The following is a 26,904-nucleotide window of genomic DNA, read 5'->3' on the forward strand; positions in this document are numbered from 1 at the left end:
GCACCTTCTGTCCAAGGCACGACGCACCCTCTAGACTGCTCGCGATGACCCAGCCCCGCCTGACGCCCGACGAATCGACCGTACCGGATCCCGGTGCCGCGATGGCCGGCGCATTGGCGCAGGCCCTGCTGGGTGTCCCCGACATGGCAACGCTGGTGGAGCGTCTGGTCGACGAGGGCAGCCAGCGTGCGCCGGGTGCCGAGCTGGTCGTCGTCTGGTCGCTGGACTGGCCGTCGGAGCGCGCCCACTATCCGGCCGTTGCGCTGAGCGCCGAGGAGGAAGCGCTGATCGAAAGGGCGGCCCGCGTCGCGCCGGGTGATCCCAACGGTGACGATGCGCACGTGGTTTATGCCGTGCAAGGCGTCAGTGGCGAATGTGCCGTCCTGCTGGCCCGGAACGCGGGTACGCCGGCACTGCGCGATGCCCTGGGGGTGTTTTTTCTCGCAGCGGCCCCCTTTGTTACCAGCGTGCTCGAACGCGAACACCTGCGGCGCGCCGTGCTGTGGGCGCAAAAGGCCGAGCGGCTCCAGCGGGCCCTGTTCGCTATTGCAGATACGGCCAGTTCCGACCTGGAAATGACGGACATGCTGCGGCAGATCCACCAGATCGTCGCCGGGTTGATGTACGCGGAGAACTTCTACATCGCCCTGCACGATCCCGTGCGGGACACCATCCGCTTTGCCTATTTCGCGGACGTGAACGACAGCAACTGGCAGGATCCGACCGCCGAAGAGTCGATGGAGGAAGATCTCAAGCAGGGGCTGACCTGGTACCTCATCCGCGACGGCAAGCCGCTGATGGGGTCGACCGAGGAGATGCGCCGGCAGGTATCCGGTCCGCTGCGGACGCTGGGGCCGGAAAGTGTCGACTGGCTGGGCGTCCCCATGCACAACGGTCCGGTCGTGCGCGGCGCGCTGGTCGTGCAGAGCTATAAGGAGCACGAGCGCTACACCGCCGAAGACCGCACGCTGCTCGAGTTCGTCGCCAGTCATATCCTCACTGCACTGGAGCGGCGCCAGGTGCGTGAGGAGCTGGAGCGCGGCGTGCTTGAACGTACGCATGCGCTCACCCTCGAAGTGCAGGAGCGCAAGCGCGGGGAGCGGCTGCAGGCCGCCTTGTTCCAGATCGCCGAGCTGGCCAGCTCCGCGAGCAACCTGGACGAATTCTTCGCCGCGGTTCATGCGGTCGTCGGTGAATTGCTCGAATCGCGCAATTTCTACATTGCGCTGCTTTCCGACGATCGCAGCATGCTGCATTTCGTCTACTGGGTGGACGAGCGTGACCCGCGGCCCGCACCGCGCACGCCCGGGAAGGGCGTGACCGAGTATGTGCTGCGCACCGGCAAGCCCTTCCTGGCCGACATGAACGATCCGGTGATGATCCAGCGGGTCACCGAGCTGCACGAACGCGGAGAACTCTCGAAGGCGGGCGCGAGCGCCACGGTCTGCTGGCTCGGCGTGCCGCTCATCTGTGCCGAGCGCACCGTGGGTGTCCTGGTGGTGCAGAGCTATTCGCCGGAAAAACGCTACACCGCGCGTGACCAGGAACTGCTGACCTTTGTCTCCTACCAGGTGGCCAACAGCCTGGAGCGCAAACGCGCCGCCGAGGCCCTGAAACTGGCCAACGTGGAACTGGAAAAACGCGTCATCGCGCGGACGGCGGAACTGATCCGCCAGATCGCCGAGCGCGAACGCATGGAAGTGGCGCTGCAGCAGCGCAACAGCGAACTCGAATCACTCAACCAGAAGCTGGCCGGCGCCCAGAGCCAGCTGCTCCAGTCGGAGAAGATGGCCTCGGTTGGCCTGCTGGCGGCGGGCGTGGCGCACGAGATCAACAATCCGATCGCCTATGTCCACTCCAACCTGGACAGCCTGCGCCGCTACATCGAGGACATCTTCGCCCTGCTGCGGGTGTACCGGCAGTTCGAGAACACCTTGCCGGAGGATCATCCCGAACGTATCCAGCTCGAGGCGATCAAGCGCAGCATCGACCTGAAGTTCCTGCTCGACGACACCGGCCAGCTGCTGGCCGAGTCGCTCGAAGGCATCACGCGCGTGGAGAAGATCGTCCGCGACCTCAAGGAGTTTTCGCACCAGGACGAGGCCGAGTGGGAAGTGGTCGATATCCACCAGGGCATCGAAAGCACGCTCAATGTCGTGGCGCACGAACTGAAGTACCGCGCCGATGTGGTGAAGCACTACGGCCAGCTGCCGCCGATCCGCTGCCTGCCATTCCAGCTCAACCAGGTGTTCATGAACCTGCTGGTCAATGCCGCCCACGCGATGGAGACCCGCGGCACGATCACGATCCGTACCGATTGCGACGACGAATACGTGCGCCTGTCGTTCTCCGACACCGGCAAGGGCATCGAATCGACCAACCTGGGGCGCATCTTCGAGCCGTTCTTCACGACCAAGCCGGTCGGTGTCGGCACCGGGCTGGGGCTTTCGGTCGCCTATGGAATCGTGCAGAAGCACGGCGGCAGCATTGACGTGGCCAGTGCCGTCGGCAAAGGCACCACCTTCACCTTGTGCCTGCCGATCAATGGCGGGCCCGAAAAGCCCCAGATGGAAACGGCCGCTTCACGGGCCAATGACCCCGCTCAGCCCTCGTAGCGGATGGCCACCACTTCCAGCCGGCGGTCGCCGGCCGGGCGGCGCCAGGTCACCTCGTCGCCGACGCGCGCACCGATCACGGCCTTGGCCAGGGGCGATACCCAGCTGACGACGCCATGCTCGGCGTCCGACTCGTCTTCGCCCACGATGCGATAGGTCGCTTCGTGGCCGTCCTCGTCGACGACATCAACGGTGGCGCCGAAGGCGACGCGGTCGCGCGGCTGGTGTGACAGGTCGACGACGGTGGCGCTGGCGATACGCGCTTCCAGCCAGCGCTGCTCGCGTTCCAATGCGTTGATGGCAGCCGCGTCGGGCAGCGTGTCCGTTGCCGAGGCGTGTGCGCCCAGCTCGCTGCGCACGGTTTCCAGTCGCTCGGTCAGGCGTGCCAGGCCGCGCGGTGTCATCCGGTTGGGATGCTCGCTGATCGGGATTTCCGGCAACAGTGTGTCCGGTTCGGATTCTTTGACGAAGGCGCGGCTCATGATCTGGAGGTGGCGATGCGCGCTGCCATTTCAAGTCCGCATCACCTCAGCGGGCGAAGTAGCACTCCATTGCGCGACGGTAATCGGTGACGTCGCTGCGTGCATCGCGATGGTGCGTCATGCAGCCGGCCAGGCGTGCACTGTCGGGCGAGATGGGGCCGAGGTCGCGCGCCAGCCGATTGATCACATCGTAGGCGAGCATCTGCGAATCGACGCAGTCGTACACCGAGGCTTTCGGGTCGAGCCGGAAGCAGTACATTGATAATTTGTCGCGCACCGCGCGCCGCGCGCGCTCGACGAGCTGGCGTTCGCGCTGGTAGCGCAGGTATGGCGTTTCCAGCCGCGTGGGCGGCGGCACCAGACAGGCCTGGGCGGTCCAGTTGCCCTCGGCGTCGCGGCACTTGTAGGTCACGGTGCCCGACGGCAAGGCGGCAAACAGGGCGATTGCGATCAGGCTATGCATCAACCCTCCGGGCATGGGGAATGTGATGTCCTGCCGCCAGCCGGATGTGTTGGCACTACCGGCGATCCGCTCCGACGGTCGGCCGGCGCGACGGCCGGCCCGGCGCTGTGTCGCGGTACCCACGTTAGCGCGAAAATGGCGCGAATCAAGCGGAAATAGGTCGGGTTGACGCTACTTCCCGCGAATTCGCAGAGGCCGTCACGATTGTTGTTGGACTGCAGGGATGGCCGGCGCGAACTGGCCGTTGATCCACGTGCCCGTCACGGCCAGGTCCGCATCCAGGCTGGCGAAATCGGCGGCCTGGCCGGTAGCGATGCGGCCGCGTGTTGCGGCGATGCCCAGGAATTCCGCCGGATAGGCCGAGGCCATGCGCAACGCCTCCTCGAGCGGCTGGCCGAGCTCCCGCACGCTGTTGCGTACGGCCGACGCCATGTCGAGGGCGGAACCGGCCAGGCTGCCGTCGGCGTTGCGGCAGATGCCCCCGACGGTCTCGACGGCCTGGCCGCCCAGGTGGAAAGACGTCTGCACGCCGCCGACCGGCGGCATCGCGTCAGTCACCAGGAACACCTTGCCGCGTGGTTTTGCCGCGAGCGCAATCCGCAGGCTGGCCGGATGCACGTGATGGCCGTCCGCGATGATGCCGCACCAGCTGTCGGGGTCTTCCAGTGCCGCACCGACCACGCCGGGCTCGCGGCTGGTCAGTGGCGTCATGGCATTGAACAGATGGGTGAACCCGCGCACCCCGTTGGCGAGCCCGGCGCGGGTCTGCGCATAGGTGGCGGCCGTGTGGCCGGCACACAGGAGGATGCCGCGGTCCGCGATGCGGCGCAGCAGGGGCGCATCCAGTTCCTCCGGTGCCAGCGTCAGGACCGTGCATCCGCCCGTCGGGGTGGCCAGCCAGTCGAGGTCGCTGTCATCCGGCCGGTGAAACTTGCTCGCATCGTGCGCGCCGCGCCGCGCCGTGGACAGGTACGGCCCTTCCAGGTGAATGCCGAGCACGCCGGGCACGCCCTGCCGGATAGCGTCCGCCACCGCGGCAATGGCGGCCTGCATGACGTCTTTGTCGTCGCTGATCAGGGTCGGCAGGAAGCCGGTTGTCCCGAACTGCCGGTGAGCGGCGCCAATCCGGCGGATCGTGTCGACCGTGGGCGATGCGTTGAAGAGCGCGTCGCCGCCGCCGTTGACCTGGCAATCGATGAAGCCCGGCACCAGGTATTCACCGTGTAGCGCCTGCGGGGTCGCCCGGGCGACCCGCCAGTCGTCCTGCGGCACCACTGCAATGATGCGCCCATCGGCATGGAGGACGGCGTGATCGTCAATGAAACCCGATTCGCCGAGGATGCGTGCGCCGATCAGCGCCGTAGTGCGGGTGTCGCTCGTCATCAGACCGTTTCCGTGACCTTGTTCAGGTGGGGAGGAAGGTCCGGATTGTGCCCGCGCCGCAGTGCCAATGCGTTGGCGGCGCGGTAGAAGTTGCGTACGGTGACGAGTGGTGCGCAGGCCGGATGGACGTCGCCGCCGAGCGGAAGATGGGTGCCGGGCGGGTCGCCGGGTGCGGCGACCAGCACCGTGGCACCGCGCTCGCGGAATTCCCGGGCGACGGCGAGCGTGCCGGGGAGGGTGGCATCGTTCTGCGCGAATACCAGCACCGGAAAGTCCGCGCCGACCAGCGCCATCGGGCCGTGCCTGACTTCCGCGGCACTGAAGGCTTCCGCGTGCAGGCCCGTGGCTTCCTTGAACTTCAGGGCCGCCTCCTGCGCGGCGGCCAGGCCCAGTCCGCGACCGAGCACGAACAGGTTGCGCGCCCCGGTCAGTTGCTCGACCAGGGGTGACCAGTCGGCGTTCCAGGCGCGGGCCATCGCTGACGGTACCGCGTGCAGTGCCTGCGCCAGGGTGTCGCTGCCTTTCCACGTTGCGGCGATATGCAGAAGTGCAGAAAGCGAGCAGAGGTAGCTCTTGGTCGCCGCGACGCTGCGTTCGATGCCGGCCAGGAGGGGGATCACCGTGTGGGCCGCAGCGGCCAGTGGCGATTCCACCTGGTTGACCAGGGCGACGACATGGGCGCCGGCTGCCGCCGCGGCGCGTGCGTGGCTGACCAGGTCCGGACTCTTGCCCGACTGGGAAATCGCCACGAACAGGGCGCCTTCCAGGCGTTGCGCCGCTTCATAGACCGAGCTGACCGAGGGCGATGCCGATGCGGTGGTGATGCCCAGCTCGGTTTCAAACAGGTACTTGGCAAACGTGGCGGCATGGTCGGAGCTGCCGCGCGCGCACGTGACGATAAAGCGCGGCGGCGCAGACCGCAGTCGCGCTCCGAGTGCCTCCACGGCGGCTGCGTTGCGCTGCAACTGGTCGGCGATGCGGTCGGCGGCTTCCTGCGCCTCGCGGAACATCAGGGTGTCTTCGGGCTGGGGCAGGCTCATGGCGATTCCGGCAGGGGAGGAGTCGATGGCTCAGCGATCGCGGGCGATCGCATCGTCACCGGTGAGCTCGGCGACGAAGTCGTAGGCGTCGCCGCGATACCAGGAACAGGTGAACTCGACCACGCGGCCATCGTCGAGAAAACTGCGCCGTTCGATCAGAAGGCCGGCGGCGCCGACCGCCACGCGCAGCTGTGCGGCCTGCTCGGCGTCGAAGTTCACCGCGCGCAGGCGCTGCAGCGCCCGCTGCGGGCGGCAGCCGTATTTGTCGAGGGTTTCATAGAGCGAAGCGGCGACCAGTTGCGGATCCGGCAGCATCGACTGCGGCACCGCGGTACGTTCAATCGCCAGGGGCTGGTCGCCGGCGTAGCGCAGGCGATAGATGCGGCACACCCGGGCCCCGGGCGACAGCGACAGTGCCATGGTCTCTTCCGGATTCGCTTCGCCCACGCTGCGTTCCAGAAACACCGAGCGGGGCCGCATGCCGCGGGCGCGCAGGTCGTCGCTGAAACTGGTGAGGCGCGAAAAGGATTTCACAATGCGGCCGGCGACGAAGGTGCCGGCGCCGTGCCGCTGGATCAGCACGCCATCATGAACCAGGGCGCTGATGGCGCGCCGCACCGTCACGCGCGACAGGCCGAGCAGTTCAGCCAGGTCACGTTCGCTCGGCAGTGCCGAGCCGGGATTGAGGTCGCCATCGCCGATCGCGCGCTCGATCAGGTGACGCACGCGTACCCAGGCCAGGTCACGCTGGCTGGTCGGTTCGTCGCTCAGGCGTTTCCAGGTGCTGAGGAGGTTCGGGCTCATGAGGCGACAATACCAGTCAGATACCACTGCGTAAAGTGGCGCGGTTGGGCGGCCCAGCTCGCAAGGCCGAGCCGTCCATCAACTCCGGAATTGCCCACTATTACGCGGGATTCTCGACTGCAATCGAATTCAGCCCGCGGTGGTTCCTGGGGTACTGGCTGATCTGGTATTTCAGTGGTATCGTCCGCGGACGCTTCGCAACGAGGTGGCCCGTGACAGTTCAGGCAACACCGGTCGAGCCCTTCGACCTCGTCATTTTCGGCGGTACCGGCGATCTCGCCGCGCGCAAGCTGCTGCCAGCCTTGTTCCATCGGTTCGTCGACGGCCAGATCGTGCCGGGCAGCCGGATCGTCGGCGTCGCACGGGATGCGTTATCGGACGAGGAATACCGGGAACGCGTCCGCGAGGCGATCGGCCGCAGCGCCGGCAGCGCGGCGACCGACCACGCAATAGACGCGTTCCTCCCCCTGGTCCACTACCGTCCGCTCGACGCGCGCCGCGATGCCGGCTGGGGCGAATTTGCCGACCTCCTGCGCAGCGACAGCCATCGGGTGAATGTGTATTACCTGGCGACCAGCCCGGAGATCTTCGTCGCCATCTGCGACCGTCTGCGCGACCATGGCCTGAATGAAGGCGCGGTGCGCGTGGTGGTGGAGAAACCGATCGGGCGTGACCTGTCTTCGGCGGCGGCGATCAACGACGCCGTCGGCCGCTGCTTCGCCGAGCACCAGATCTACCGCATCGACCATTACCTCGGCAAAGAGACCGTGCAGAACCTGGTCGCGCTGCGTTTTGGCAATGTACTGTTCGAGCCGTTGTGGAATGCCGAGAACATCGACAACGTCCAGATCACCGTCGCCGAATCGATCGGCGTGGAGTGGCGCGCGGCGTTCTACGATAACGCCGGCGCGCTGCGCGACATGGTCCAGAATCACCTCCTGCAGCTGCTGTGCCTGGTCGCGATGGAGCCGCCCTCGTCGCTGGCGCCCGACGCCGTGCGCGACGAAAAGCTCAAGGTGCTGCGATCGCTGCGTCGTATCGACGAAAGCAATGTCACGCAGGTTTCCGTGCGCGGCCAGTACCGGGCCGGTGCTGCCAATGGCGGCGCGGTGCCCGGGTACCTGGATGAGATCGGGCGCGGCGATTCGCGCACGGAGACCTTTGTCGCGCTGAAGGCCGAAGTGCAGAACTGGCGCTGGGCCGGCGTGCCCTTCTACCTGCGCACGGGCAAGCGGCTGGCCGAACGCGTCTCGGAGATCGTGATCACCTTCCGCGCGATTCCGCATTCGATCTTCGACACCGGCACCGGCCCGATCGCGCCGAACCGCCTGGTGCTGCGCCTGCAGCCCGACGAGGGCGTGAAGCTGTGGCTGATGAACAAATATCCCGGACCGGGCGGGTTGCGTCTGCGGCGGGTCGCGCTGGACATGAGTTTTGCGGCGGCCTTCGGTGTGCGCTACCCGGAAGCCTACGAACGCCTGCTGATGGACGTGGTGCGCGGCAATCCGACGCTCTTCATGCGCCGCGACGAGGTCGAGGCGGCCTGGGCCTGGACCGACCCGATCCTGCGCGCCTGGGATGCCCTGGGTGATGCACCCAAGTCCTACACCGCCGGGACCTGGGGGCCGAGTGCGGCGGTGGCCCTGATCGAACGCGACGGACGGAACTGGCATGAAGATGCCCACTGAAACACGCCTGGCACCCTTGCCGCAGCTCGCCCTCGCTGATACGGCGCTGATCGAACACGACTACGCCGACAGCCACTCGCTGGCCGACGAACTGGCGGCCGCGGTCGCCAATGACCTGAGCGATGCGATCGCCACCCGCGGGCGTGCGTTGCTGGGCCTTGCCGGCGGTACGACGCCGCGCCAGTTCCTGCTGCGCCTGGGCAACAAGCGGCTGGACTGGGCGAAGGTCGATGTCACGCTGGTGGACGAGCGCTGGGTCGCCGAGGACGATCCGCGTTCCAATACGCGCCTGCTGCAGGAAACCCTGTTCCAGGGCATGGCGCGTGCCGCGCGCTTCACCTCGCTCTACACGCCGCTGCTGCAGCCGGAAAATGCGGAAGACATCATCGCCGCGCGGATCCGCTCGCTCGCCTTGCCCTACGACGTGATCGTGCTCGGCATGGGCGCCGATGGCCACGTGGCGTCGTTGTTTCCCGGTGGTGACAACCTGGCGCGCGCGCTGGACCTGGGCAGCGATCGCCTCGTCACCGCCATGCGTGCGCCGGGCGCGTCGGAACCGCGCATGAGTCTCACCCTGTCCACGTTGCTTGCGGCCGACTCGCTGTATCTCCATATCGAGGGCCGGACCAAGCGCGAGGTGCTGGCCCAGGCGCTGGCGCCGGGCGCCCACGCGGCCCAGTGGCCGGTGCGCGGCCTGATGCAGCGACGTGGCGAGCCGGGACGCATCTACTGGTGCCCGTAGCGCACGGCAAGCGGAGGAACGGATGGCTTTGCACCCTGTCGTCGAACACGTCACGCGGCACATCGTCGAGCGCAGCCGCCCGACGCGCGAGCGCTACCTGGAGCGTATCGAAGCGGCGCGCAGCGCCGGGCCGCGACGCAACCGGCTGTCCTGCGGCAACCTGGCGCATGGGTTCGCCGGTTGCGGCGAGGAAGACAAGCAACGGCTGCGCGCCGGACGCGTGCCGAACATCGGCATCGTCACCGCCTATAACGACATGCTGTCTGCCCATCGCCCGTATGAGGACTACCCGGAGCTGATCCGGCGCGCCGCGCGCGACCGGGGTGCGACGGCCGAGGTGGCCGGTGGCGTGCCGGCGATGTGCGATGGTGTCACGCAGGGCCGCGCCGGCATGGAACTGTCGCTGTTCTCGCGCGATGTGATTGCGCTGGCCACGGGCGTTGCGCTCTCGCACGACATGTTCGACGCGGCGCTGTACCTGGGCATCTGCGACAAGATCGTGCCCGGCCTGCTGATCGCTGCCCTGCGCTTCGGCCATTTGCCGGCGGTGTTCGTGCCGGGTGGCCCGATGCCCAGCGGCGCCACCAACGACGAGAAGGCGCGGGTGCGCCAGCGCTATGCCGAAGGCAAGGCCAGCCGTGATGAACTCCTCGACGTGGAAGCACGCTCCTACCACGCGCCGGGTACCTGCACCTTCTACGGCACCGCCAATTCCAACCAGATGCTGATGGAGATCATGGGCCTGCAGCTGCCCGGCTCCAGCTTCGTGCATCCGGGAACGCCCCTGCGCGAGGCACTGACCATCGGCGCCGTCGATCGCGCGCTGGCCATGACTGCGCTGGGCGATCACTACCTGCCGATCGGCCACGTCGTGACCGAGAAGGCCATCGTCAATGGCGTGATCGGCCTGCACGCGACCGGTGGTTCCACCAATCACCTGATTCACCTGGTGGCGATTGCCCGTGCGGCGGCCATCGACCTGCGCCTGGAAGATTTCGACGCCCTCGCCGGTGCGGTGCCGCTGCTGGCGCGCGTGTATCCCAATGGCAGCGCTGACGTGAACCAGTTCCACGCGGCCGGCGGAATGGGGTTTCTCATCGCCCAGTTGCTCGACGCGGGATTGCTGCACGAGGATGTCCACACGATTGCCGGCGGCGGCATGACGCTGTATCGGGAAAGCCCGCTGCTCGATCGCGACGGCCGCTGTGTGTACGCGCCTTCGACGGGTGAAAGCCTCGATCTTTCCGTCCTGAGGCCGGTCGCGCAGCCCTTCCGTCCGGACGGCGGCCTGCGGCTCCTGCGTGGCAATCTCGGGCGTGCGGTGATCAAGGTCTCGGCGGTGCCGGAAGACCGGCACGTCATCGAGGCGCCGGCGCGCGTATTCGAAGAGCAGGAGTCGCTGCAGCGTGCGTTCGAGCGCGGCGAGCTCGATACGGATGTCGTCGCCGTCGTGCGGCACCAGGGGCCGCGCGCCAACGGCATGCCGGAGCTGCACAAGCTGACGCCTGCGCTGGGTGTACTGCAGTCGCGCGGATTCCGTGTCGCACTGGTCACCGATGGCCGCATGTCGGGGGCTTCGGGAAAGATCCCGGCGGCGATTCACCTTACTCCCGAAGCCGTGGATGGCGGCCCCATTGCGCGGATCCGCGACGGCGACCGCATCCGCCTGGATGTGCGGGCCGGCACCCTGGACGTGCTGGTCGATGCCGACGAGTGGCGCGGACGCGAGCCGGTGAGCCACGACGTCACGCCGCACCACCAGGGCCTGGGGCGCGAAATGTTCAGCGTGTTCCGCCGCAGCGTCGGTGCGGCCGATGAAGGTGCGTGCATCTTTGGAGAAATGGAATGAGCGACCTGGTCGAACAGAAGCAGGCGCAGGCCGAGGCCGTGCTGCGCCTGGCGCCGGTGGTCGCGGTGGTGGTGATCCGGCGGGTCGAACAGGCCGTGCCGCTGGCACGCGCGCTGGTTGCCGGCGGTATTCCCGCCGTGGAGATCACCCTGCGCACACCGGTCGCGCTGGAGGCGATCCGCGCCATCGCGACCGAGGTGGACGAGGCGTGGGTCGGCGCGGGGACCGTGCTGTCAGCGCAGGACCTGCATGCGGCGGCCCAGGCCGGTGCGCGATTTGCCGTTTCACCCGGACATTCTCCCCGCCTGCTGGCGGCAGCCGAGGACAGCGCGCTGCCGTACCTGCCGGGTGCCGCTACGGCCTCGGAAGCAATGACGCTGGCCGAGCGGGGCTATCGCCTGCAGAAGTTCTTTCCGGCGGTGCCCGCCGGTGGGGTGGACTATCTGCGTGCGCTGTCGGGCCCGTTGCCGTCCGTGCGCTTTTGCGCAACCGGCGGCATTGGTGCGGCAACGACCGCGGAGTGGCTGGCGCTGCCGAATGTCATCGCCGTCGGCGGGTCGTGGCTGACCCCGCCGGACCTGGTCGAAATGGAGAACTGGCCGGCAATCGCGGCACTGGCGCGCGAAGCGTCGGTCCTGCGCGCCTGATCTGCGCTCAGGCCGGCCGGACCGGCCCGGTCGATCCGCGGATGACCAGCTGCGGGCTGAAGCCCTTGTTCGAGACGACGGTGTGCTTCTCCACGTCGTCCTCGTCGCGATCCAGCTCGGAAATGAGCAATTGCGTGGCGTGGCGGGCGATCTCTTCGGTCGCCTGCTTGGCCGTCGTCAGCGTCGGCCAGGATTGCTTGGAGAAGGGGCTGTCCTCGAAACCGGCGATGGACAGGTCGTAGGGCACCTCAAGGCCCGATGACTTCGCCGCGGCCAGCACCCCGGCGGCGATCTCGTCATTGGAACCAAAGATGGCGGTCGGGCGGTCCTTCAATGCCAGGAGCTTGCGCGCACCGCGAAATCCGTCGTCGAAGCTGTAGTCGCCGGGAATGATCAGCTTGCGATCGATGGCGATCCCGTAGTCTTTGAGCGCACTTTCGTAGCCGCGGTAGCGCTCGGGGCTGGAACGGTGCGACTCGCCGCCCCACAGAAAGCCGATGCGCTGGTGACCGAGCTGGATCAGGTGTTTGGTGATGTCATAGGCGGCGTCGCGATCGTCGACGAAGACGCAGGGATAGCCGTCCTTCGGGTCCTCCGCCGCGGAGATGATGCGCACGAAGCGGATGTTGTTGCGCGTCAGGTGTTCAATCAGCGGCATCCGCTCGGACATCGGCGGCGCCAGGACCAGCCCGGCCAGCCGCGCCTGGCGCACCAGCATGACGAGTTCGTCAGCCAGGTTAGGCGAGCTGGAATTGCACGGGTGGATCTGCAGCCCGTAGCCGCGCTCGCGGCACACGGACAGCACGCCGTTCTGCACCGCGATGACGTAGTAGGGATTGGGGTTGTCGTACACCAGGCCCAGCGCGAATGAGCGCGCGCTGCGCAGGCTGCGCGCGGAGAGGTCTGGCTGGTAGCCCAGTTCCGCAATCACGCGCAGCACCTTGTTGCGCGTGCCCTCGCGGACGGTGGCCTCGTTGTTGATGACGCGGGAAACGGTTTTGAGCGAAACCTGGGAACGTTCGGCGACGTCTTTGATCGTCGGACTGCGCATCCTTGGAGCCTTGCGAGGTGTGCGGTGGCAGAGAGCGGCGCCGGGGCAATCGAACGCCCCGGCGATTGCACCATTGTGAAGGCAAACGGTGCGGCCGGCCAGCCGCCCCGGGACACGACCGCCCACGGCGCGCCGGGCCGGCGATCAGGCCGCGTCGTGGCCTGCCTCGGTTGCAGGCCGGCTCAGGTGGCCATGGCGACCGCGGCGGCGCGCCGGCGGCCGACAGCGTAGCCTTTCACCGAGAAAAACAATATGTATACATAGCAAGGAATGGCAATCGCCAGGAACACCAGCTGGAAGTCGTACACGTCCTTGTATTCCGCGTAAAGGCGGGGAATGATCGCGCCGCCGCAGATGCCCATGATCAAGAGCGCCGAGCCGCGTTCGGTGAAGCGGCCCAGTCCCTGGATGGCGAGCGGGAAGATGGCCGGCCACATCAGCGCATTGGCCAGGCCCAGCGCTGCGACGAAGCCCACCGACACATAGCCCTTCGTCAGGTACGCCGCGATGCTGAAGATCACGCCCAGGATCGCCGAGACGGCGAGGCTGCGCTCCTGCGAGATCCAGCGCGGAATGGCCACTAGGCCGACGATGTAGCCGACCAGCATGCCGATCAGGGTGAGCGTGGTGAAATACTTGGTCTCATTGCCGGGAATCCCGAAGCTCTTGCCGTAGGTGCCAATGGCGTCGGCGGCCAGCACTTCAATGCCCACGTAGGCGAAGATGCAGACGACCCCGAGCCAAAGGTGCGGAAAGCCCAGGATGCTGCGCCGGTCGCCGCCCGTATCGGCGCCCTGGGCGTTGACTTCCGATGCCTTGAGCTCGGGCAGCGGGGAGGTGAGGATCCATAGCCCCAATCCGAACAGCACCAGCGCCATGCCCATGTAGGGCCAGTAGATCTGCGCGGCGAACTGGTCCAGCAGCGCATTGCGCGCGTCGGCCGTGGGTGCGGCGGCGACTGCCGCTTCGAGCTTGTCCACGTCGCCCAGCACCAGCACGCCCAGGAGAATCGGGCTGAGCACGCCTGCCAGCTTGTTGCAGATGCCCATCACGCTGATACGTGCCGCTGCACTCTCGATCGGCCCGAGGATGCTGATGTAGGGATTGGACGCGGTCTGCAGCAGCGAAAGCCCGGCACCGATCACGAAGAGCCCGGTCAATGCGAGCGGGTAGTGGCGCTGCGTGGCGAAGGTGCCGAAGGCGATGGTTCCGGCGGCCATGACGGCAAGCCCGAGCGCCATGCCCTTCTTCATGCCCGTGCGTTCGAGGATGAACGAGGCCGGCAGGGCCAGGACGAAATAGGCCATGTAGAAGGCCGTGGTGACCCAGAACGCCTTGGCGTCGGTGGCCAGGTCGAAGGCCAGCTTCACAAAGCCGATCAGCGGGCCGTTGATCCAGGTCACGAATCCAAAAATAAAAAACAGGATGCCGATCGTGATGACCGAGCCGAGATAGCTGTCTGCCTGTCCGGTACGGCTGTTCATTGCGCAAATCCCTCAACGGTGTCGATTGGCCAGCGGTGCGGCGTGCGCCGCTGGTGTGGAAATAGCGGCAGAGCGACAGACACCCGGGATCGCGGGCATCGAACTAGCAACGTTGTCATATCTTGCTCCCTCCTCGGCGGTCATGCACGTCGATTCGATGGTGCGGTGCAGCGTCGGAAAACGCCCCGGCGAGGCCCGCGGTAAACACCGGGAGCCCGCGATGTAATGCGGTTTCCCGGTGGTCGGTGCGGTGCGTGTCCGGGCCTTTGTGTGCGAATTCCGTGGGCGGCAGTCTGGACATATTGACAACGTTGTCAAGTCGCACCAGACTCCGCCCCCGTCAGACGCGCTCCGGGGCGGAGCGCAATACCAGCGAAGGCAACACACCAGGGAGTGAACGCGTGGCCCCATCCGCCAGTCCGCGAATTGCCGATGTGAGTGCGGCGAAATCGGTGCCGTTTCTAGCCGCCGATGTCGGCGGTACGCATGCGAGGGTCGGGCTGGTCCGCCCGGCTGCCGCGGGCGCCTCGGCGGTCACCGTCGAGCAGTACGACAAGTACGTGTGCGCCGATTACCCGAATCTGGGTGTGTTGCTGCGGCAGTTCCTGCAAAGCGCCGGCGGCGTCGCGGTGGATCGCGTCGCCATCGCCTGTGCCGGCGTCGCTGTCGGCGATTGCCTGGTGAACACCAACCTGCCCTGGGCCGTTTCGGTATCGGAAATCCGCGCCGAACTGGGCGTGGCGGCAGTGGAGCTGGTGAACGATTTCGAGGCCGTGGCCTACGCAACGCACTACCTGCGCGCCAGCGAGAGCGTGCTGCTGCCGGGCAATGCCGAAGCCGCTGCGAACGGGCCCACCCTGATCGTCGGCCCGGGCACGGGGCTCGGTGCGGCAGTGCGCATCCCCGGCACGCGGCATCCGACGGTACTGGCCACCGAAGCCGGCCAGGCGGCACTGGCACCGGGCAACGAGCTGGAAGTGGAGATCCTGCGCGTACTCATGCGCCAGTCCAGCCATGTGTCCAACGAGACCGTGCTTTCCGGGCCGGGGCTGGTCAATTTATACAACGCACTTTGTGATATTCGTGGCGCGGCGGGCGAATTGCGTGCGCCCACGGCCATCACCGAAGCGGCGCTGGCGGCGCAGGATCCGCTCGCGCTGGAAACGCTCAACGTCTTCTGCGCCTGGCTGGGCGGCGTCGTGGGCGATCTGGCCCTGCTTACAGGTGCGCGCGGGGGCGTGCACCTGGCCGGCGGCATCCTGCCGCATATCCGGCAGTTCCTGCTGCATTCCAGCTTCAGTGCGCGCTTCCTGGCCAAGGGAGCCATGCGTACGGTGCTCGAACGCATCCCCGTGGGCCTGATTGATCACGGCCAGCTCGGCGTCGTCGGCGCGGCGGCGTGGATGCTCGATACACACCAGCGCCTGGCGGCGCCGGACTGAAGTGGTTGCCTTCGGCGCCGTGCGCGCGGCGCCACCCTATGGAAGACATCGTTTCAACAGGATGCATTCGTCACCAATCGCAAGACCGAGGCCCGTAACAGACGCAGCGCGCGGGGCGTCCCAAGACGGAACCAACAACGGTAGGGAAGGGGAACACCTGATGATTCATCGCAGAAACCTGCTCGCGGCCAGTATCGTCGCCGCGCTTGGCCTTTACGGTATCGCCCATGCGGAAACCAACGTGCTCGCCGAAAGCGCCGTCGAAACGGCTGCTGACGAGAAGACCACCCAGGAGCTCGAAGAGGTGGTGGTCAAGGGCATCCGCCAGAGCCTGAAAGCCTCGCTGGACGCCAAGCGCGAAGCCGACGCCGTGGTCGAGTCGATCACCGCCGAAGACATCGGCAAATTCCCGAACACCAACGTCGCCGAAGCCATCGCGCAGGTACCGGGCGTCACCATCGACCGTCGCTTCGGCCAGGGCGAGCGCGTATCCATCGACGGCACCGATCCGAGCCTGAACCTGTCGTTCCTCGACGGCCATCCGGTCGCGCAGTCAGTCTGGTTGTATGGCGAACAGCCCAATCGCGGCTTCGACTACACGCAGATCGCCTCGGAAATCCTCGGGCGGCTGGAAATCTACAAGTCGCCCGAAGCGCGCCTTCCCGAGGGGTCGATCGGCGGTACGGTGCTGATGCACACGCGCAAGCCGCTGGACCTGGAAAGCGGCACGATGAGCGGCTCGGTGGGCTACAGCTACAGCGAGCAGGGTTCGGAGGGCAAGCCGAACGGTTCCTTCCTCTTCAGCAGCAAGAACGCGGACGAAACCTTCGGTATCGCCGTGGCCGCGCAGCACTACGAAGAACAGGTGGATCGCCAGGGCATCGAGATCTTCGGCTACGCGCCGGCCTCGCGCTTCACCAACGCCACCGGCGTGCCGGGCAACGCCCAGGTTCCCAACTCGATCAATGCGGCCTGGTTCCAGCAGACGCGCAAGCGCAACAGCGCCGTGGTGAACCTGCAGTTCAAGCCCACCGATCGCTTCGAGGCGGAGTTGTCGGGGCTGTACATCCGCGAAAACTACGACAACTACAACCAGTCGATGTACAGCTTCATCACCTGGACGCCGGCCACTGTGGGCGCGGTGGATCAGCTGGGCAACGTACGCGGCGGCGTGGTGACGTCCGGCCACTCCTCGGCTGACGGCGGCGCAGTGATCTACGACAACCAGGCGCGTGAATCGGAAGTCACCACCAAGGGTGTCGACCTGTCGCTGGCTTATCACGGTGAAACCTGGGATGTCAGCGGCCAGCTCGGCCATTCCGATTCGGAAAATCCGAATGTGTCGCAATGGTTCATCGAGCCGGTGTACCAGGGCGGATTCAGCTGGGACATCAACCGCGGCATCACCTTCGACAACGAAGCCGCGGCGCGCGACCCGGCCAACTGGAAGGACACCGGCTGGCTCGGCAATCGGGGCGTGTTTTCGTCCGCGGCCGACGACACCTATGCGCAGATCGACTTCTCGCGCAGCTTCAACAGCGTGTTCAACCAGCTGCTGTTCGGCTACCGCCACCACAAGCACGATGAGTCGTACGCGCTGCACGTCTATGGCGGCGTGCGCCTGGGATCGCTCGCGAATGTGGGCACCATCGGCTACGTCGATACCATGGGTGCCTTCAACGGGTTTTCGTACGGCCATGGCCACCACCTCTACGTGGGCCGTGACAATGTGATCAACTGGGTGCGCAACTCGCCGATCGACTACGCCCATCCGGATGCGGGTTCGACCATCAACAACACCTGGGCGCTGACGCAGGAGACCGACGCGGTCTACGGCCAGCTCAATTTCGCCACCGACGGCAAGCTGCACGGCAACTTCGGCGTGCGCTTCGTCAACGTCGATACCGATGCGAGCGGCTACAACCCGGGCGGCGCCGCGCCGGTGCTGCCGGCGCCCGCGGGCTGGTGGCAGACCAGGAGCAGCAGCTACAACAAGCCGCTGCCCTCGTTCAACCTGATCTACGACGCGACCGACGATGTGGTGCTGCGCTTCACCGGCGCGAAGGTGATCGCCTGGGCGCCGTACAACCAGATGGTCAACAACACCTTCCTCAATGACGCCACGCTCACCGGTGCCGGTGGCAACGCCAACCTGGGGCCCTACGAATCGAACAACTTCAATGTCTCGGCCGAGTGGTACTTCGCCGACCAGTCGGTGCTCGCGGCCTCGGTTTTCTACAAGCGCGTCTCGAACTATATCGATCGCATCGCACGCACCGAGCGCCAGTACAACTCGATCCGCGACAACAACCCCACCCAGTGGGCGACGATGGTCGGCTTCAACGGCTGTACCGCTGACGGCTTCTGCGACTACAGCGTTTCCCGCCCGTACAACGCCGGAAGCGCGCGCATCAAGGGCTTCACCCTGAGCTACCAGCAACCCTTCGGCGAGACCGGTTTCGGTGTGTCGACCAACTACACCTTTGCCGACGGCGAGACCAACGACGGCAACGACATGCCGTACCAGTCGCGCCACTCGGCAGCGATCAGTCCGTACTACGAGCAGGGCCCCTTCAGCGCGCGCCTGACCTACAACTATCGCAGCCACTATCTGGCGGGCGGCTACGTCGCGGGTGCCGCGCCGGCCAGCGTCGACGACTACGCCGAAGTCGGCGCCAGCATCGGCTGGAACTTCACCGAGAACCTCGGCCTCTCCTTCGACGCGATGAATCTCACGGACGAGAAATATTTCCAGTACCTGGGCACCAAGGAATTCGTCGCGGGCAAGTATTCGACCGGCCGTCGCTATATGCTCACCCTGCGCGCCAGCTTCTGATGACACTGATCGGCGCCGTCCACCGGGCGGCGCCGACAGCGCGCGATCGGGCACAGTCTCTGACGTGGTGACACTTGAGGCCGGGATGGGATCCTGGCCTGTTTTTTTCTTGGAGCCGTCGCTTGCGGCGACGGCTGAACCGCGCAGGCTGCCGTGCCTGCCCAGAGGGAGAAAGACGCATGCGTTGGTGTACCCGTATTCCGCTCGTGATGCTGTCGGTGGCGGTGGCGCCGGCAACCCTGGAGGCGGCACCGCCGGTGATTCCCGCGCCGCAGGTGATGGTGCAGGGCAAGGGGCATTTCCACCTCGCCGAAGGCGCTGCGGTGTGCGCTGCGGCCGGCGAATCGGCTGCCGCGCACTATTTCGCGGACCTCGTTCAGCGTACGCGGCACCTGTCGATTTCCGTGGACAACGTCGGGAAGCCCGGTTGCCTGAATTTCGACATCGACCCGATGGCACCTGTGGAGCATGCAGAGGGTTACAGCATCCAGGTGGAGCCGGACAAGGCACGCGTCCGGGCGCGTACGCCGCAAGGGCTTTTCTACGGTGCCGTTACGCTCTGGCAGCTGGCGACCAGGAGTGCCGGGGGCGGCCTGGACTTTCCCGCCGTCTCCATCGACGACCAGCCCCGCTACGTCTGGCGCGGACTGATGCTCGACTCCGCACGCCACTACCAGTCACCGGAATTCATCAAGCGCCTCATCGATGCGATGGCGCTGCACAAGCTCAACACGCTGCACTGGCACCTGAGTGACGACCAGGGCTGGCGTATCGAGATCAAGAAGTACCCCCGGCTAACCGACATCGGCGCCTGGCGCGTGCCGGCCGGCGCTGCCCCGGCCGCCGATATCGATCCGGCAACCAGAAAGCCGCGCCTGCACGGCGGCTACTACACCCAGGATACCGTCCGCGACATCGTGCGCTACGCCGCCGAGCGACATATCACCATCGTTCCGGAAATCGACATGCCCGGCCATGCGCAGGCGGCTATCGCGGCCTATCCGAAGCTGGGTACGGGCGATACGCCGGTGGTGTCGCCGGACTGGGGCGTGCACACTTATCTGCTGAACGTCGACGACGAGACGTTCGCATTCTTCCAGGACGTCATGGACGAGATCCTGGAGCTGTTTCCCGGCAAGTACATCCACATCGGCGGTGACGAGGCGGCGAAGGACCGCTGGAAGACATCCGAGTCCGTCCAGGCGCGCCGGCGCGCACTCGGTATCGCCGACGAAACGCGCCTGCAGGCCTGGTTCACGAAGCGCTGGGAGCAATGGCTGTCCGCCAAGGGGCGCCGCCTGATCGGCTGGGACGAAATTCTGGAGGGCGGACTGCCGGAAGGCGCTAGCGTGATGTCCTGGCGCGGGACGCAGGGCGCCATCGAAGCGGCGAAAGAGGGCCATGACGTGGTGCTGTCGCCGGCGCCCGAGCTGTATCTGGACAATCTGCAGAGCAACTCGGACGCGGAACCCTCTGGCCGCACCGCCTACGTGACGCTGCAGCAGCTCTACGGCTTCGAGCCGACGCCATCCGAACTGACCGCCGAACAGGCGCGCCACGTGCTCGGTGCCCAGGCCAACGTCTGGACGGAGCACATGCGCCTGGCCGAGCGCGTCGAGCATGCCGTGTTTCCGCGCATCGCGGCGCTGGCCGAGGTGACCTGGTCCTCGCGCGATCGCCGCGACTGGTCCGGTTTCGTCGCGCGCCTGCCGGCGCAGCTGGAGCGTTACCGGCAGTTGGGTATCCGCTACGCCGACAGTGCGTTTGCGGTGCGTGTGAATCCCGAGTACGTCGCGGGCGCAGCCACGGCGCGGTTGTCGCTTGCTTCCCAGGTTGACGCCGGCGAGATCCGCTACACCCTCGATGGCAGCACACCGACCGCAACGGCGTCACGCTATGGGGAACCGCTGACGGTCAAGACGGGCACGACGCTGCGCGCCAACCGTTTCCTGGACGACACGGCATTGGCGGGAGAGACCCGCTACACGGCGGATGCGGCCACATTGCTGTCGCGCGGCAGCGCCACGCTGGCGCCGTGCCGCGAAAACAGCCTGCTCTTGCGGCTGGAGGACGATGCACCGCTCAAGGGCGAGCGGCCGGTCTACACCGTGGACATCTTCGATGCGTGCTGGAAATGGCCATCGGCACCGCTGGCCGGTGTCGGGGCGATCGACGTATCGGTGGCCAACCTGCCTTTCAATTTCCAGCTGCTGCAGGACATCAAGCACGTCGTGGTGCGGCCGACGAAAGACCCGGCCGGCGAGCTGCAGGTGTTCCGGGGGGCGTGCGACGGCAAGCCCTGGCGCAGTGTGTCGCTGGGCGAAGCGGCGAAGTCGTTCGAACGCACGACCGTGCGTGTCGCCATTGACGGCGCCGACGCACCGGCTGACCTGTGCCTGCGCTTCGCGCGTCCGGATTCGACCGTGCTGTGGGCGGTGGACCGCGTCCAGCTGATACCCGCCGCACGCTGACGCACTGTGGCACCGGCACTGCCGGTGCCCGGCGCCTACTGGAATCCGTTGCCGAAGATCCGGTCGTCGAGGAATGTCGCGTCATCGACACGGATCTGGAACGCCGAGCCGCTGGTACATTCCACCTGCACGTGCACCGACACCGCATTCGCACCCGTGGTGTAGGTCGCCGGGGTGGATTGCACATAGGCGCCGCCCGGGTCGAGCGGGGTGGTTTCCGCGTTGATGTTGAACTGGCAGTTGTCCTGCGACCAGTCGGCAGCTTGTACCGTGCAGCTGACGGTTCCGCCCGAGACCTTCTGGCCCCAGGCGCCGTACGCGTACAGCCGATTGGGCGCGACGCCGGCGGCAGCCTTGATGCAGTAGCGAAAGCGCACCACGTGGTTGATCGCGCCGGCGAATGAGGAACAGGTGATGTTGTTGGCGTCGGTCACGCCGATGGTGTTGTTGGGCTGGCACGTGCCGCTGGTGAGGTTTTCCCAGCCCGTCAATCCTGCGGTGAATCCGCAATTGCTGCCGATCAGGTTATGCACGCTCTGGCAGGCGAGCGCGGACACGGGCAAACCCAGCAATGCGATCAAGCCGAACCCGAAGCGAAGCGCCATGGCGTTCTCCTAGGCAGGTCGAGCAAGCAGTGCGGTGACGCTATGCCCGGTTGCCGGAGCTGTCAATGGCGCGATGCGGCCGGTCGCCGTCGACGCGGCTGGCCAGGCGACGGGCATTGGCCGCGCGCATCATTCGTGCCAGCGGCGCCTGCAGCGGATCGCCGTCCAGCGCGGCGAGGAAGTCTGCCAGCACGTCCGCGCGCTCATTCTGGCCAAGCTTGAACGTGGCCGCGGTGTGGAGCACGCGCGCCCGGAATGCAATGATCGCCGGCAGCAGCCGGTGCAGGCGTTCGCCCAGTTCGTCCGGCGACCAGGCTTCCGTGCGCCCGCGCTCGACCTGGTCGGTGAGTCGCCGGACGGCATCCAGCGCCGCGGCAGGCGATGGATCGGTCGCTACCTCCACCTGCATCTGCACGGTGGCGAAATTCCAGGTCGGCGCCTGGGAGCGATCCCGCAGCCACGACGGCGACAGGTAGCCGTGCGGTCCCAGGAAGATCGCGATGGCGCGAGGCGAACGCGCGAGGGCGTCCAGCTGGGGATTACTGCGTGCGAAATGCCCTAGCAGAAACGCGTTGCCCTGGGCGTCGTGCTCAAGCAGCAGGGGCAGGGGCGTGGCGGCGTAGCCGGCGTCGCCGGTCGATACCAGGAGCGCCAGCGGCCAGGTTCGGATCAGGTTCGCGATGTCGTCCGGGGGCGGTGTGAACAGCGGTGTGGTGCGCATACGTCAATTCCAGCGGCAGTGGCGGGCCAGTCTGCGGCGCGCTGCGGACGTGAACCATCCGGATCCTGCGCGTCGGTTGGTGCACCCGCCCGCAGGCCGGCATGGCAATTTGCGACGGGCAGGGCTGCAATGGCAGCAAGATCACCTGCCGATTGCCCGCTATGCTGGTGGTCGGTTCACCGCGGGAATGACGAGATGATGGATCTTTCTGCAGCCCTGCGCTGGCAGCCGCCAGCGAACTGGGCGCGCATTCGCACTCTGGATCTGCACACCGCCGGCGAGCCGCTGCGGCTGGTGATCGACGGCTATCCGGCGCTGGCCGGCCGTTCCGTCCTCGAGCGGCGTCGCGACGCGCTGGCTCACCATGACTGGGCGCGTCGTGTGCTGATGTTCGAGCCGCGCGGCCACGTCGACATGTACGGCTGCATCCTCACTGCACCCGCCACGGCGGATGCCGACTTCGGCGTGCTGTTCACGCACAACGAGGGTTACAGTGCGATGTGCGGCCACGGCATCATCGCAGTGACCACGGCATTGCTCGAACTGGGCATGGTGCCGGCGAACAAGGCGATCGATGGCCTTCGCATTGATACACCGGCAGGACGCGTCACCGCGTTCGCGGATTTCGATGGCGAGCGCGTGGCGCGGGTGCGCTTCCACAACGTGGCCTCGTTCGTGGCCGCACGGGATGCCGTCGTGGATGTGCCCGGGCTCGGCACGATCCGCTACGACCTCGTCTACGGTGGCGGCTTCTACGCCTATGTGGACGCGGCGGATGTCGGGCTCACCCTGGAACCGGCGTCCACGCCGCAGCTGATAGCGGCAGGAACGGCGATCAAGCAGGCCGTTGTGGCATCGCGTCCGGTGCGCCACCCGACCGAGGCGGACCTCGGTTTCCTCTACGGCACCATCTTCGTCGGCCCGCCGACGAACCCGGCGCACCACAGCCGTAACGTGTGCATCTTTGCCGAAGGCGAAGTGGATCGCAGCCCGACCGGCACGGGCGTCTCGGGTCGCTGCGCCCTGCACGTGGCGCGCGGTGACGTGGCACTGGGCGAGTCGATGGTGATCGAGAGCATCCTGGGTACCACCTTCGCGGTCCGTGCCGTGGACGCCGTCGATTTCGGCGGCTACCCCGCAATCATTCCCGAGGTGGAAGGCAAGGCGTACGTCTGCGGCCGCAACGAATTCCTGGTCGACCCCGAGGATCCCCTCGCACACGGATTCCTGCTGCGGTGAGTGACGCTTCCACCCTGCCGCACCTGCGCGACGATGCCGTGGCCGCCGTACTGTCGATGCCCGTGGCCATCGGATTGATGCGCACGGCGTTCCTGGCCATCAGTCGCGGTGAAGCCACCGTACCGACACGGCTCAGCGTACCAATGGCCGAGCATGACGCGCGTGCGCTGGTCATGCCCAGCTACCTGCCGGCGTCGGGCATTGCCTGCGTAAAGTGGGTCAATGTGAATCATTCCAATCCGTTGCAGGGGTTGCCGATGATCCACGGCATCATCATGGCCTGCGACGCCGCGACAGGTCGGCCGCTGGCCCTGCTTGATGCCGAGATGCTGACGGCGATCCGGACCGGTGCCGCCAGCGGCCTGGCGACGGACCTTCTGGCTCCGCCGGGCGCGGCGCATCTGGCGGTGTTCGGCAGTGGTGCGCAGGCGCGGACGCAGGTCGAGGGCGTGTGCGCCGTGCGGCCGATCCGGCGGCTGACCGTCTTTGGCCGGGACCGGCAGCGTGCCTGCGACTTCGCCGAGTCCATGGCGGCGCGCCACGCCCTGCATGCGGGCGTTGGCGACTCGCTGGAGCTGCTGCGGGAAGCCGACGTCATCTGCACCGCCACGCCGTCGAAGGTGCCGCTGTTTCCGGCAGCGGCGCTGCCAGGATGCGTGCACATCAACGCCGTCGGCAGTTATCGTCCGGACCTGTGCGAGATCGGCCCGGATGTGCTGGTGCGCAGCCGCGTCGTGGTCGACCAGCGTGGCGCCTGCTTCGCGGAGGCTGGTGAGCTGGTCCAGGGGCTGGCTGCCGGTGTGCTGGACGACGGCAGTGCCATCGCCGAGCTGGGGGAGCTGATCGATGCCGGAGTGCCCGCGCGGTCCGCCCGACCGGAGCGACCATTCACGCTGTTCAAGTCGGTCGGCAATGCAGTGCAGGACCTGGTCTGCGTGGCCGAAGTGCTTCGCCGCTACGCCATTGCTAGCGGGCACTCATCGCCATGAGGAAATAGGCCATTCCCGCCACACCGATCAGGGCGGAACCGGTGCGCGGCACCCAGCGTTCGCTGACGGTGGGCGTGGCATAGCGGCGGCATAGCGCCCAGGCGGCGAAGGTGGGCAGCACCACGAGCTGGTGGCCCAGTTCCACGCCGATACCAAAGCCGGCGAGGGCCGGCAGCAGCGCGGCGGCAGCGTGCGCGGACATCGCCTCGGCCAGCCCGCCGGCGAATCCGAGGCCATGGAAAAGGCCGAATCCGAACGCAATCGCGAGGTTCGCGCCAATCCTCTGCCGCTCGCCGCGGAGGTTGTGCAGGGCCATGACGACGATGCTGGCGGCGATCAGGGGTTCCACCACGGACGGCGCGCCCGGCACGTAGCCGGCGCTGGCCAGTCCGAGGGTGAGCGTGTGCGCCAGAGTGAATACGGTAACGACGGCGACCAGCCCGCCCAGCCGTCTCACCGAAAACAGCAGCGCCAGCACGAATAGCAGGTGATCGTAGCCGCTGAGGATGTGATGCAAGCCTTCCTTCACGAAGGCGAGGAACAATCCGTCGCTGGTCGGTGCAGGGATGCACAAGGCCAGCGGATGGCCGGTGCAGTCCAGCAGCAGCGGAGCGGTGGCGGTGAGCGGGTGCGGCGACGCGGGTGACGGCGCAGGCGTCCAGTCAACGACGTAGCTGGCCTCCCACGGATTACCAGGCGTGTAGTCGAACTCGCGCAGTACATCCTGCGACAGACGCAGCCGTTGCAGCGGCTGCGGCAGGGGATAGTCGATCTGGAACACCAGCGGCGCGCGCAGTGCCGCGGGTGCCGCCATGACGTGCCCATGGAGCAGGGCACCATCGGCCTGGACGGTGAGATGGCGTGCCAGGTAGCGGCCATAGGCCGCCAGCCGTTCGGGATCATCGGCCTGCGCTACGCCCAGGTGGAATGCGCCAACGAGAAATTCCTCGGTGGAAATCGTCGCGTGCAGGCGCACGCTCCCGGGGTCGACATGGACGCGGAGCGCACTCTGCGTGACCGGGTGTGCGCGGCAGGCGCCGCCGAAGGTCGCGAGTAACGCAGCCAGGAACAGAATGATCCGCGCCCTAGCGGTGCACATGGAAGCGTCCTGGATTCGGATTGAGGGTGGACGCCCGTTCCAGTGCGCCGCGCGCGAGATCGGCATGACCGGCGGCCAGGTGGATCAGGCCCGCGTGCAGGTAGACCTCGGCGTCCCCACTGCCTTGCGCGACGAGCGGCACCATGACCGCGTGCGCGGCGGCGAACTGGCCATCGCGGTAGAGCGCCCAGGCCAGGGCATCGCGCGTGCCCCGCGTCGGCCGCTGGGCAAAATCCCGCCGTGCCAGTTCGACGGCGCGGGGCGGATCAGGCTGGGCGTCGGCGTAGAGGGAGGCCAGGTGATGCAGATAGTGGGTCTCGCCGCGTGCCACGGACTGTTCGTAGGCATCGCGCGCGCGCGTGAGCCACGGTGTCGCGCTGGCCGCGTCGCCGCGGTGGTGATAGAGCTCACCCAGTGCCTGCCACGATTCCGGGCGCGATGCGCGATCGATACTGATCCGGTAGCGCGCGACGGCCTCGTCATACCGTCCGGCCGCTGCCAGCGCTTCGGCCATGTGATCGTCCACCAGCCAGTAACCATCGTAGGCCGATTCCGCCAGTGCATAGAAGGTGATGGCCGCTTCGGTCTGGCCCTGGCGCAGCCGCAGCCAGCCGCGCTGCAGCAGCACCCAGCAATAGGTGCGCATCTGGCGCACGTCCAGTTCGTCGGCCGCCTGCGCGTAGTGCCGGTCGGCGGCTGCATTGTCGCCGCGGGCCGTTTCGATAGCGGCCAGTCCCGCCAGGGCTTCCCAGCGCCGCTCGCGCGCCAGCACGTCGCGAAAGAGGGATTCCGCCGTCGCTTCCTCGCCCAGTTGCAGCAGAATCTGCGCGCGCAGCAGCGCCGGTTCCGTACTGCCGTCATCCAGCGGCGCCAGCCGGTTCAGGGCGCCCGTCGTGCGGTGCAGGGCCAGATCGATGCGAAGTGCCAGCAGGTCATCGTCCGCGTGGCGCCGGCGCAGGTGTTCCGCCAGTTCGGCAAGCCCGCGGGTGTCGCCGGAGAGCATCAACTGCCGGTAGCGCAACTGCGCGTAGCGCGGCGTGTCGTCGGCCAGCTCCGCCTGGCGGACACCCTGGGCCAGCCTACGCCACTCGCGTTGATAGGCCCCGGCTTCGACCGGCGGGGCCTGGGTGCGGTGGCGAAGGTGCGGCATTGCCGCGATGGCGGCAATGCCGGTGGCCAGCAGCAGGACGAGCGTGCCCAGGCGCCGCAACAGGTCCGGCTCGGCGTGCCCGCCGGCACGCCTGTGCGGCATCG

The 26,904-nt window shown here is 67.0% G+C and carries 21 protein-coding genes; 10 read left to right on the forward strand and 11 right to left on the reverse strand.

Annotation, left to right across the window (positions count from 1 at the left end; genetic code table 11):
* The first annotated feature begins 44 nt into the window (after window positions 1-44).
* Window positions 45-2,615, forward strand: coding sequence for a GAF domain-containing protein (locus N4264_RS04745; protein WP_261695923.1), 2,571 nt, complete (start codon window positions 45-47; stop codon window positions 2,613-2,615).
* On the opposite strand, the gene N4264_RS04750 is transcribed toward N4264_RS04745, so the two are convergent.
* From N4264_RS04750 to N4264_RS04770, 5 genes are all read right to left on the reverse strand, one after another.
* Window positions 2,603-3,097, reverse strand: a complete 495-nt coding sequence (locus N4264_RS04750; RefSeq protein ID WP_261695924.1) for a GreA/GreB family elongation factor — start codon at window positions 3,095-3,097, stop codon at window positions 2,603-2,605. The two genes, N4264_RS04745 and N4264_RS04750, sit on opposite strands and share 13 nt — an antisense overlap.
* A gap of 46 nt (window positions 3,098-3,143) precedes the next feature.
* Window positions 3,144-3,560 carry a hypothetical protein gene (locus N4264_RS04755; RefSeq protein ID WP_261695925.1) on the reverse strand — a complete coding sequence of 139 codons (417 nt, stop codon included), beginning with the start codon at window positions 3,558-3,560 and terminating at the stop codon, window positions 3,144-3,146.
* Window positions 3,561-3,758: 198 nt separating this feature from the next.
* Entirely contained in the window at window positions 3,759-4,943 is a 1,185-nt protein-coding gene (nagA, locus tag N4264_RS04760) for an N-acetylglucosamine-6-phosphate deacetylase (protein WP_261695926.1), read from the reverse strand.
* Window positions 4,943-5,983, reverse strand: a complete 1,041-nt coding sequence (locus N4264_RS04765; protein WP_261695927.1) for an SIS domain-containing protein — start codon at window positions 5,981-5,983, stop codon at window positions 4,943-4,945. The genes nagA and N4264_RS04765 overlap by 1 nt, the downstream gene beginning before the upstream one ends.
* A gap of 30 nt (window positions 5,984-6,013) precedes the next feature.
* Window positions 6,014-6,787, reverse strand: coding sequence for a GntR family transcriptional regulator (locus N4264_RS04770; RefSeq protein ID WP_261695928.1), 774 nt, complete (start codon window positions 6,785-6,787; stop codon window positions 6,014-6,016).
* Window positions 6,788-6,999: 212 nt separating this feature from the next.
* Here N4264_RS04770 and zwf point away from each other — a divergent pair, with 212 nt between their 5' ends.
* From zwf to eda, 4 genes are read left to right on the forward strand one after another with little or no spacing between them, the layout of a single operon-like run.
* On the forward strand, window positions 7,000-8,475 hold the full coding sequence (zwf, locus tag N4264_RS04775; RefSeq protein ID WP_261695929.1) for a glucose-6-phosphate dehydrogenase: 1,476 nt from the start codon (window positions 7,000-7,002) through the stop codon (window positions 8,473-8,475).
* Entirely contained in the window at window positions 8,459-9,217 is a 759-nt protein-coding gene (gene pgl / locus N4264_RS04780) for a 6-phosphogluconolactonase (protein WP_261695930.1), read from the forward strand. Before zwf ends, pgl begins: the two co-directional genes overlap by 17 nt.
* Before the next feature lie 22 nt (window positions 9,218-9,239).
* Complete coding sequence (edd, locus tag N4264_RS04785) at window positions 9,240-11,066, forward strand: phosphogluconate dehydratase (RefSeq protein WP_261695931.1); 1,827 nt, start codon at window positions 9,240-9,242, stop codon at window positions 11,064-11,066.
* Window positions 11,063-11,713 (forward strand): bifunctional 4-hydroxy-2-oxoglutarate aldolase/2-dehydro-3-deoxy-phosphogluconate aldolase, encoded by a 651-nt coding sequence (eda, locus tag N4264_RS04790; RefSeq protein ID WP_261695932.1) that lies wholly within the window; start codon window positions 11,063-11,065, stop codon window positions 11,711-11,713. The genes edd and eda overlap by 4 nt, the downstream gene beginning before the upstream one ends.
* Before the next feature lie 7 nt (window positions 11,714-11,720).
* Here eda and N4264_RS04795 read toward each other — a convergent pair whose 3' ends face one another.
* Window positions 11,721-12,764, reverse strand: coding sequence for a LacI family DNA-binding transcriptional regulator (locus tag N4264_RS04795; protein WP_261695933.1), 1,044 nt, complete (start codon window positions 12,762-12,764; stop codon window positions 11,721-11,723).
* A 182-nt stretch (window positions 12,765-12,946) separates the two neighbouring features.
* Entirely contained in the window at window positions 12,947-14,248 is a 1,302-nt protein-coding gene (locus N4264_RS04800) for a sugar MFS transporter (RefSeq protein WP_261695934.1), read from the reverse strand.
* Between the two features lie 401 nt (window positions 14,249-14,649).
* Here N4264_RS04800 and glk point away from each other — a divergent pair, with 401 nt between their 5' ends.
* The 3 genes from glk (at window position 14,650) to N4264_RS04815 (ending at window position 20,997) form a co-directional block, all read left to right on the forward strand.
* The gene (glk, locus tag N4264_RS04805) at window positions 14,650-15,690 is read left to right on the forward strand and encodes a glucokinase (protein ID WP_261695935.1); all 1,041 of its coding nucleotides are present in this window, start codon (window positions 14,650-14,652) and stop codon (window positions 15,688-15,690) included.
* A 160-nt stretch (window positions 15,691-15,850) separates the two neighbouring features.
* On the forward strand, window positions 15,851-18,526 hold the full coding sequence (locus N4264_RS04810) for a TonB-dependent receptor (protein WP_261695936.1): 2,676 nt from the start codon (window positions 15,851-15,853) through the stop codon (window positions 18,524-18,526).
* Between the two features lie 179 nt (window positions 18,527-18,705).
* A complete protein-coding gene (locus N4264_RS04815) occupies window positions 18,706-20,997 on the forward strand; it encodes a beta-N-acetylhexosaminidase (protein ID WP_261695937.1) in 2,292 nt (763 codons plus the stop codon).
* A 35-nt stretch (window positions 20,998-21,032) separates the two neighbouring features.
* On the opposite strand, the gene N4264_RS04820 is transcribed toward N4264_RS04815, so the two are convergent.
* Together N4264_RS04820 and N4264_RS04825 are read right to left on the reverse strand one after the other, a co-directional pair.
* Complete coding sequence (locus N4264_RS04820; RefSeq protein ID WP_261695938.1) at window positions 21,033-21,602, reverse strand: hypothetical protein; 570 nt, start codon at window positions 21,600-21,602, stop codon at window positions 21,033-21,035.
* Window positions 21,603-21,642: 40 nt separating this feature from the next.
* A complete protein-coding gene (locus tag N4264_RS04825) occupies window positions 21,643-22,323 on the reverse strand; it encodes an FMN-binding negative transcriptional regulator (protein WP_261695939.1) in 681 nt (226 codons plus the stop codon).
* Window positions 22,324-22,518: 195 nt separating this feature from the next.
* On the opposite strand from N4264_RS04825, the gene N4264_RS04830 reads away from it, so the two are divergent.
* Both N4264_RS04830 and N4264_RS04835 read left to right on the forward strand, forming a co-directional pair.
* A complete protein-coding gene (locus N4264_RS04830) occupies window positions 22,519-23,562 on the forward strand; it encodes a proline racemase family protein (protein WP_261695940.1) in 1,044 nt (347 codons plus the stop codon).
* Window positions 23,559-24,551 carry an ornithine cyclodeaminase family protein gene (locus N4264_RS04835; protein WP_261695941.1) on the forward strand — a complete coding sequence of 331 codons (993 nt, stop codon included), beginning with the start codon at window positions 23,559-23,561 and terminating at the stop codon, window positions 24,549-24,551. Before N4264_RS04830 ends, N4264_RS04835 begins: the two co-directional genes overlap by 4 nt.
* On the opposite strand, the gene N4264_RS04840 is transcribed toward N4264_RS04835, so the two are convergent.
* Both N4264_RS04840 and N4264_RS04845 read right to left on the reverse strand, forming a co-directional pair.
* Window positions 24,529-25,650 carry a HupE/UreJ family protein gene (locus N4264_RS04840; protein ID WP_261695942.1) on the reverse strand — a complete coding sequence of 374 codons (1,122 nt, stop codon included), beginning with the start codon at window positions 25,648-25,650 and terminating at the stop codon, window positions 24,529-24,531. The genes N4264_RS04835 and N4264_RS04840 overlap by 23 nt on opposite strands.
* The gene (locus tag N4264_RS04845) at window positions 25,637-26,902 is read right to left on the reverse strand and encodes a tetratricopeptide repeat protein (RefSeq protein ID WP_261695943.1); all 1,266 of its coding nucleotides are present in this window, start codon (window positions 26,900-26,902) and stop codon (window positions 25,637-25,639) included. The genes N4264_RS04840 and N4264_RS04845 overlap by 14 nt, the downstream gene beginning before the upstream one ends.
* Between the last annotated feature and the right edge of the window lie 2 nt (window positions 26,903-26,904).

This window comes from Tahibacter amnicola (genome assembly GCF_025398735.1).
In the GTDB taxonomy this organism is placed as follows: Bacteria; Pseudomonadota; Gammaproteobacteria; order Xanthomonadales; family Rhodanobacteraceae; genus Tahibacter; species Tahibacter amnicola.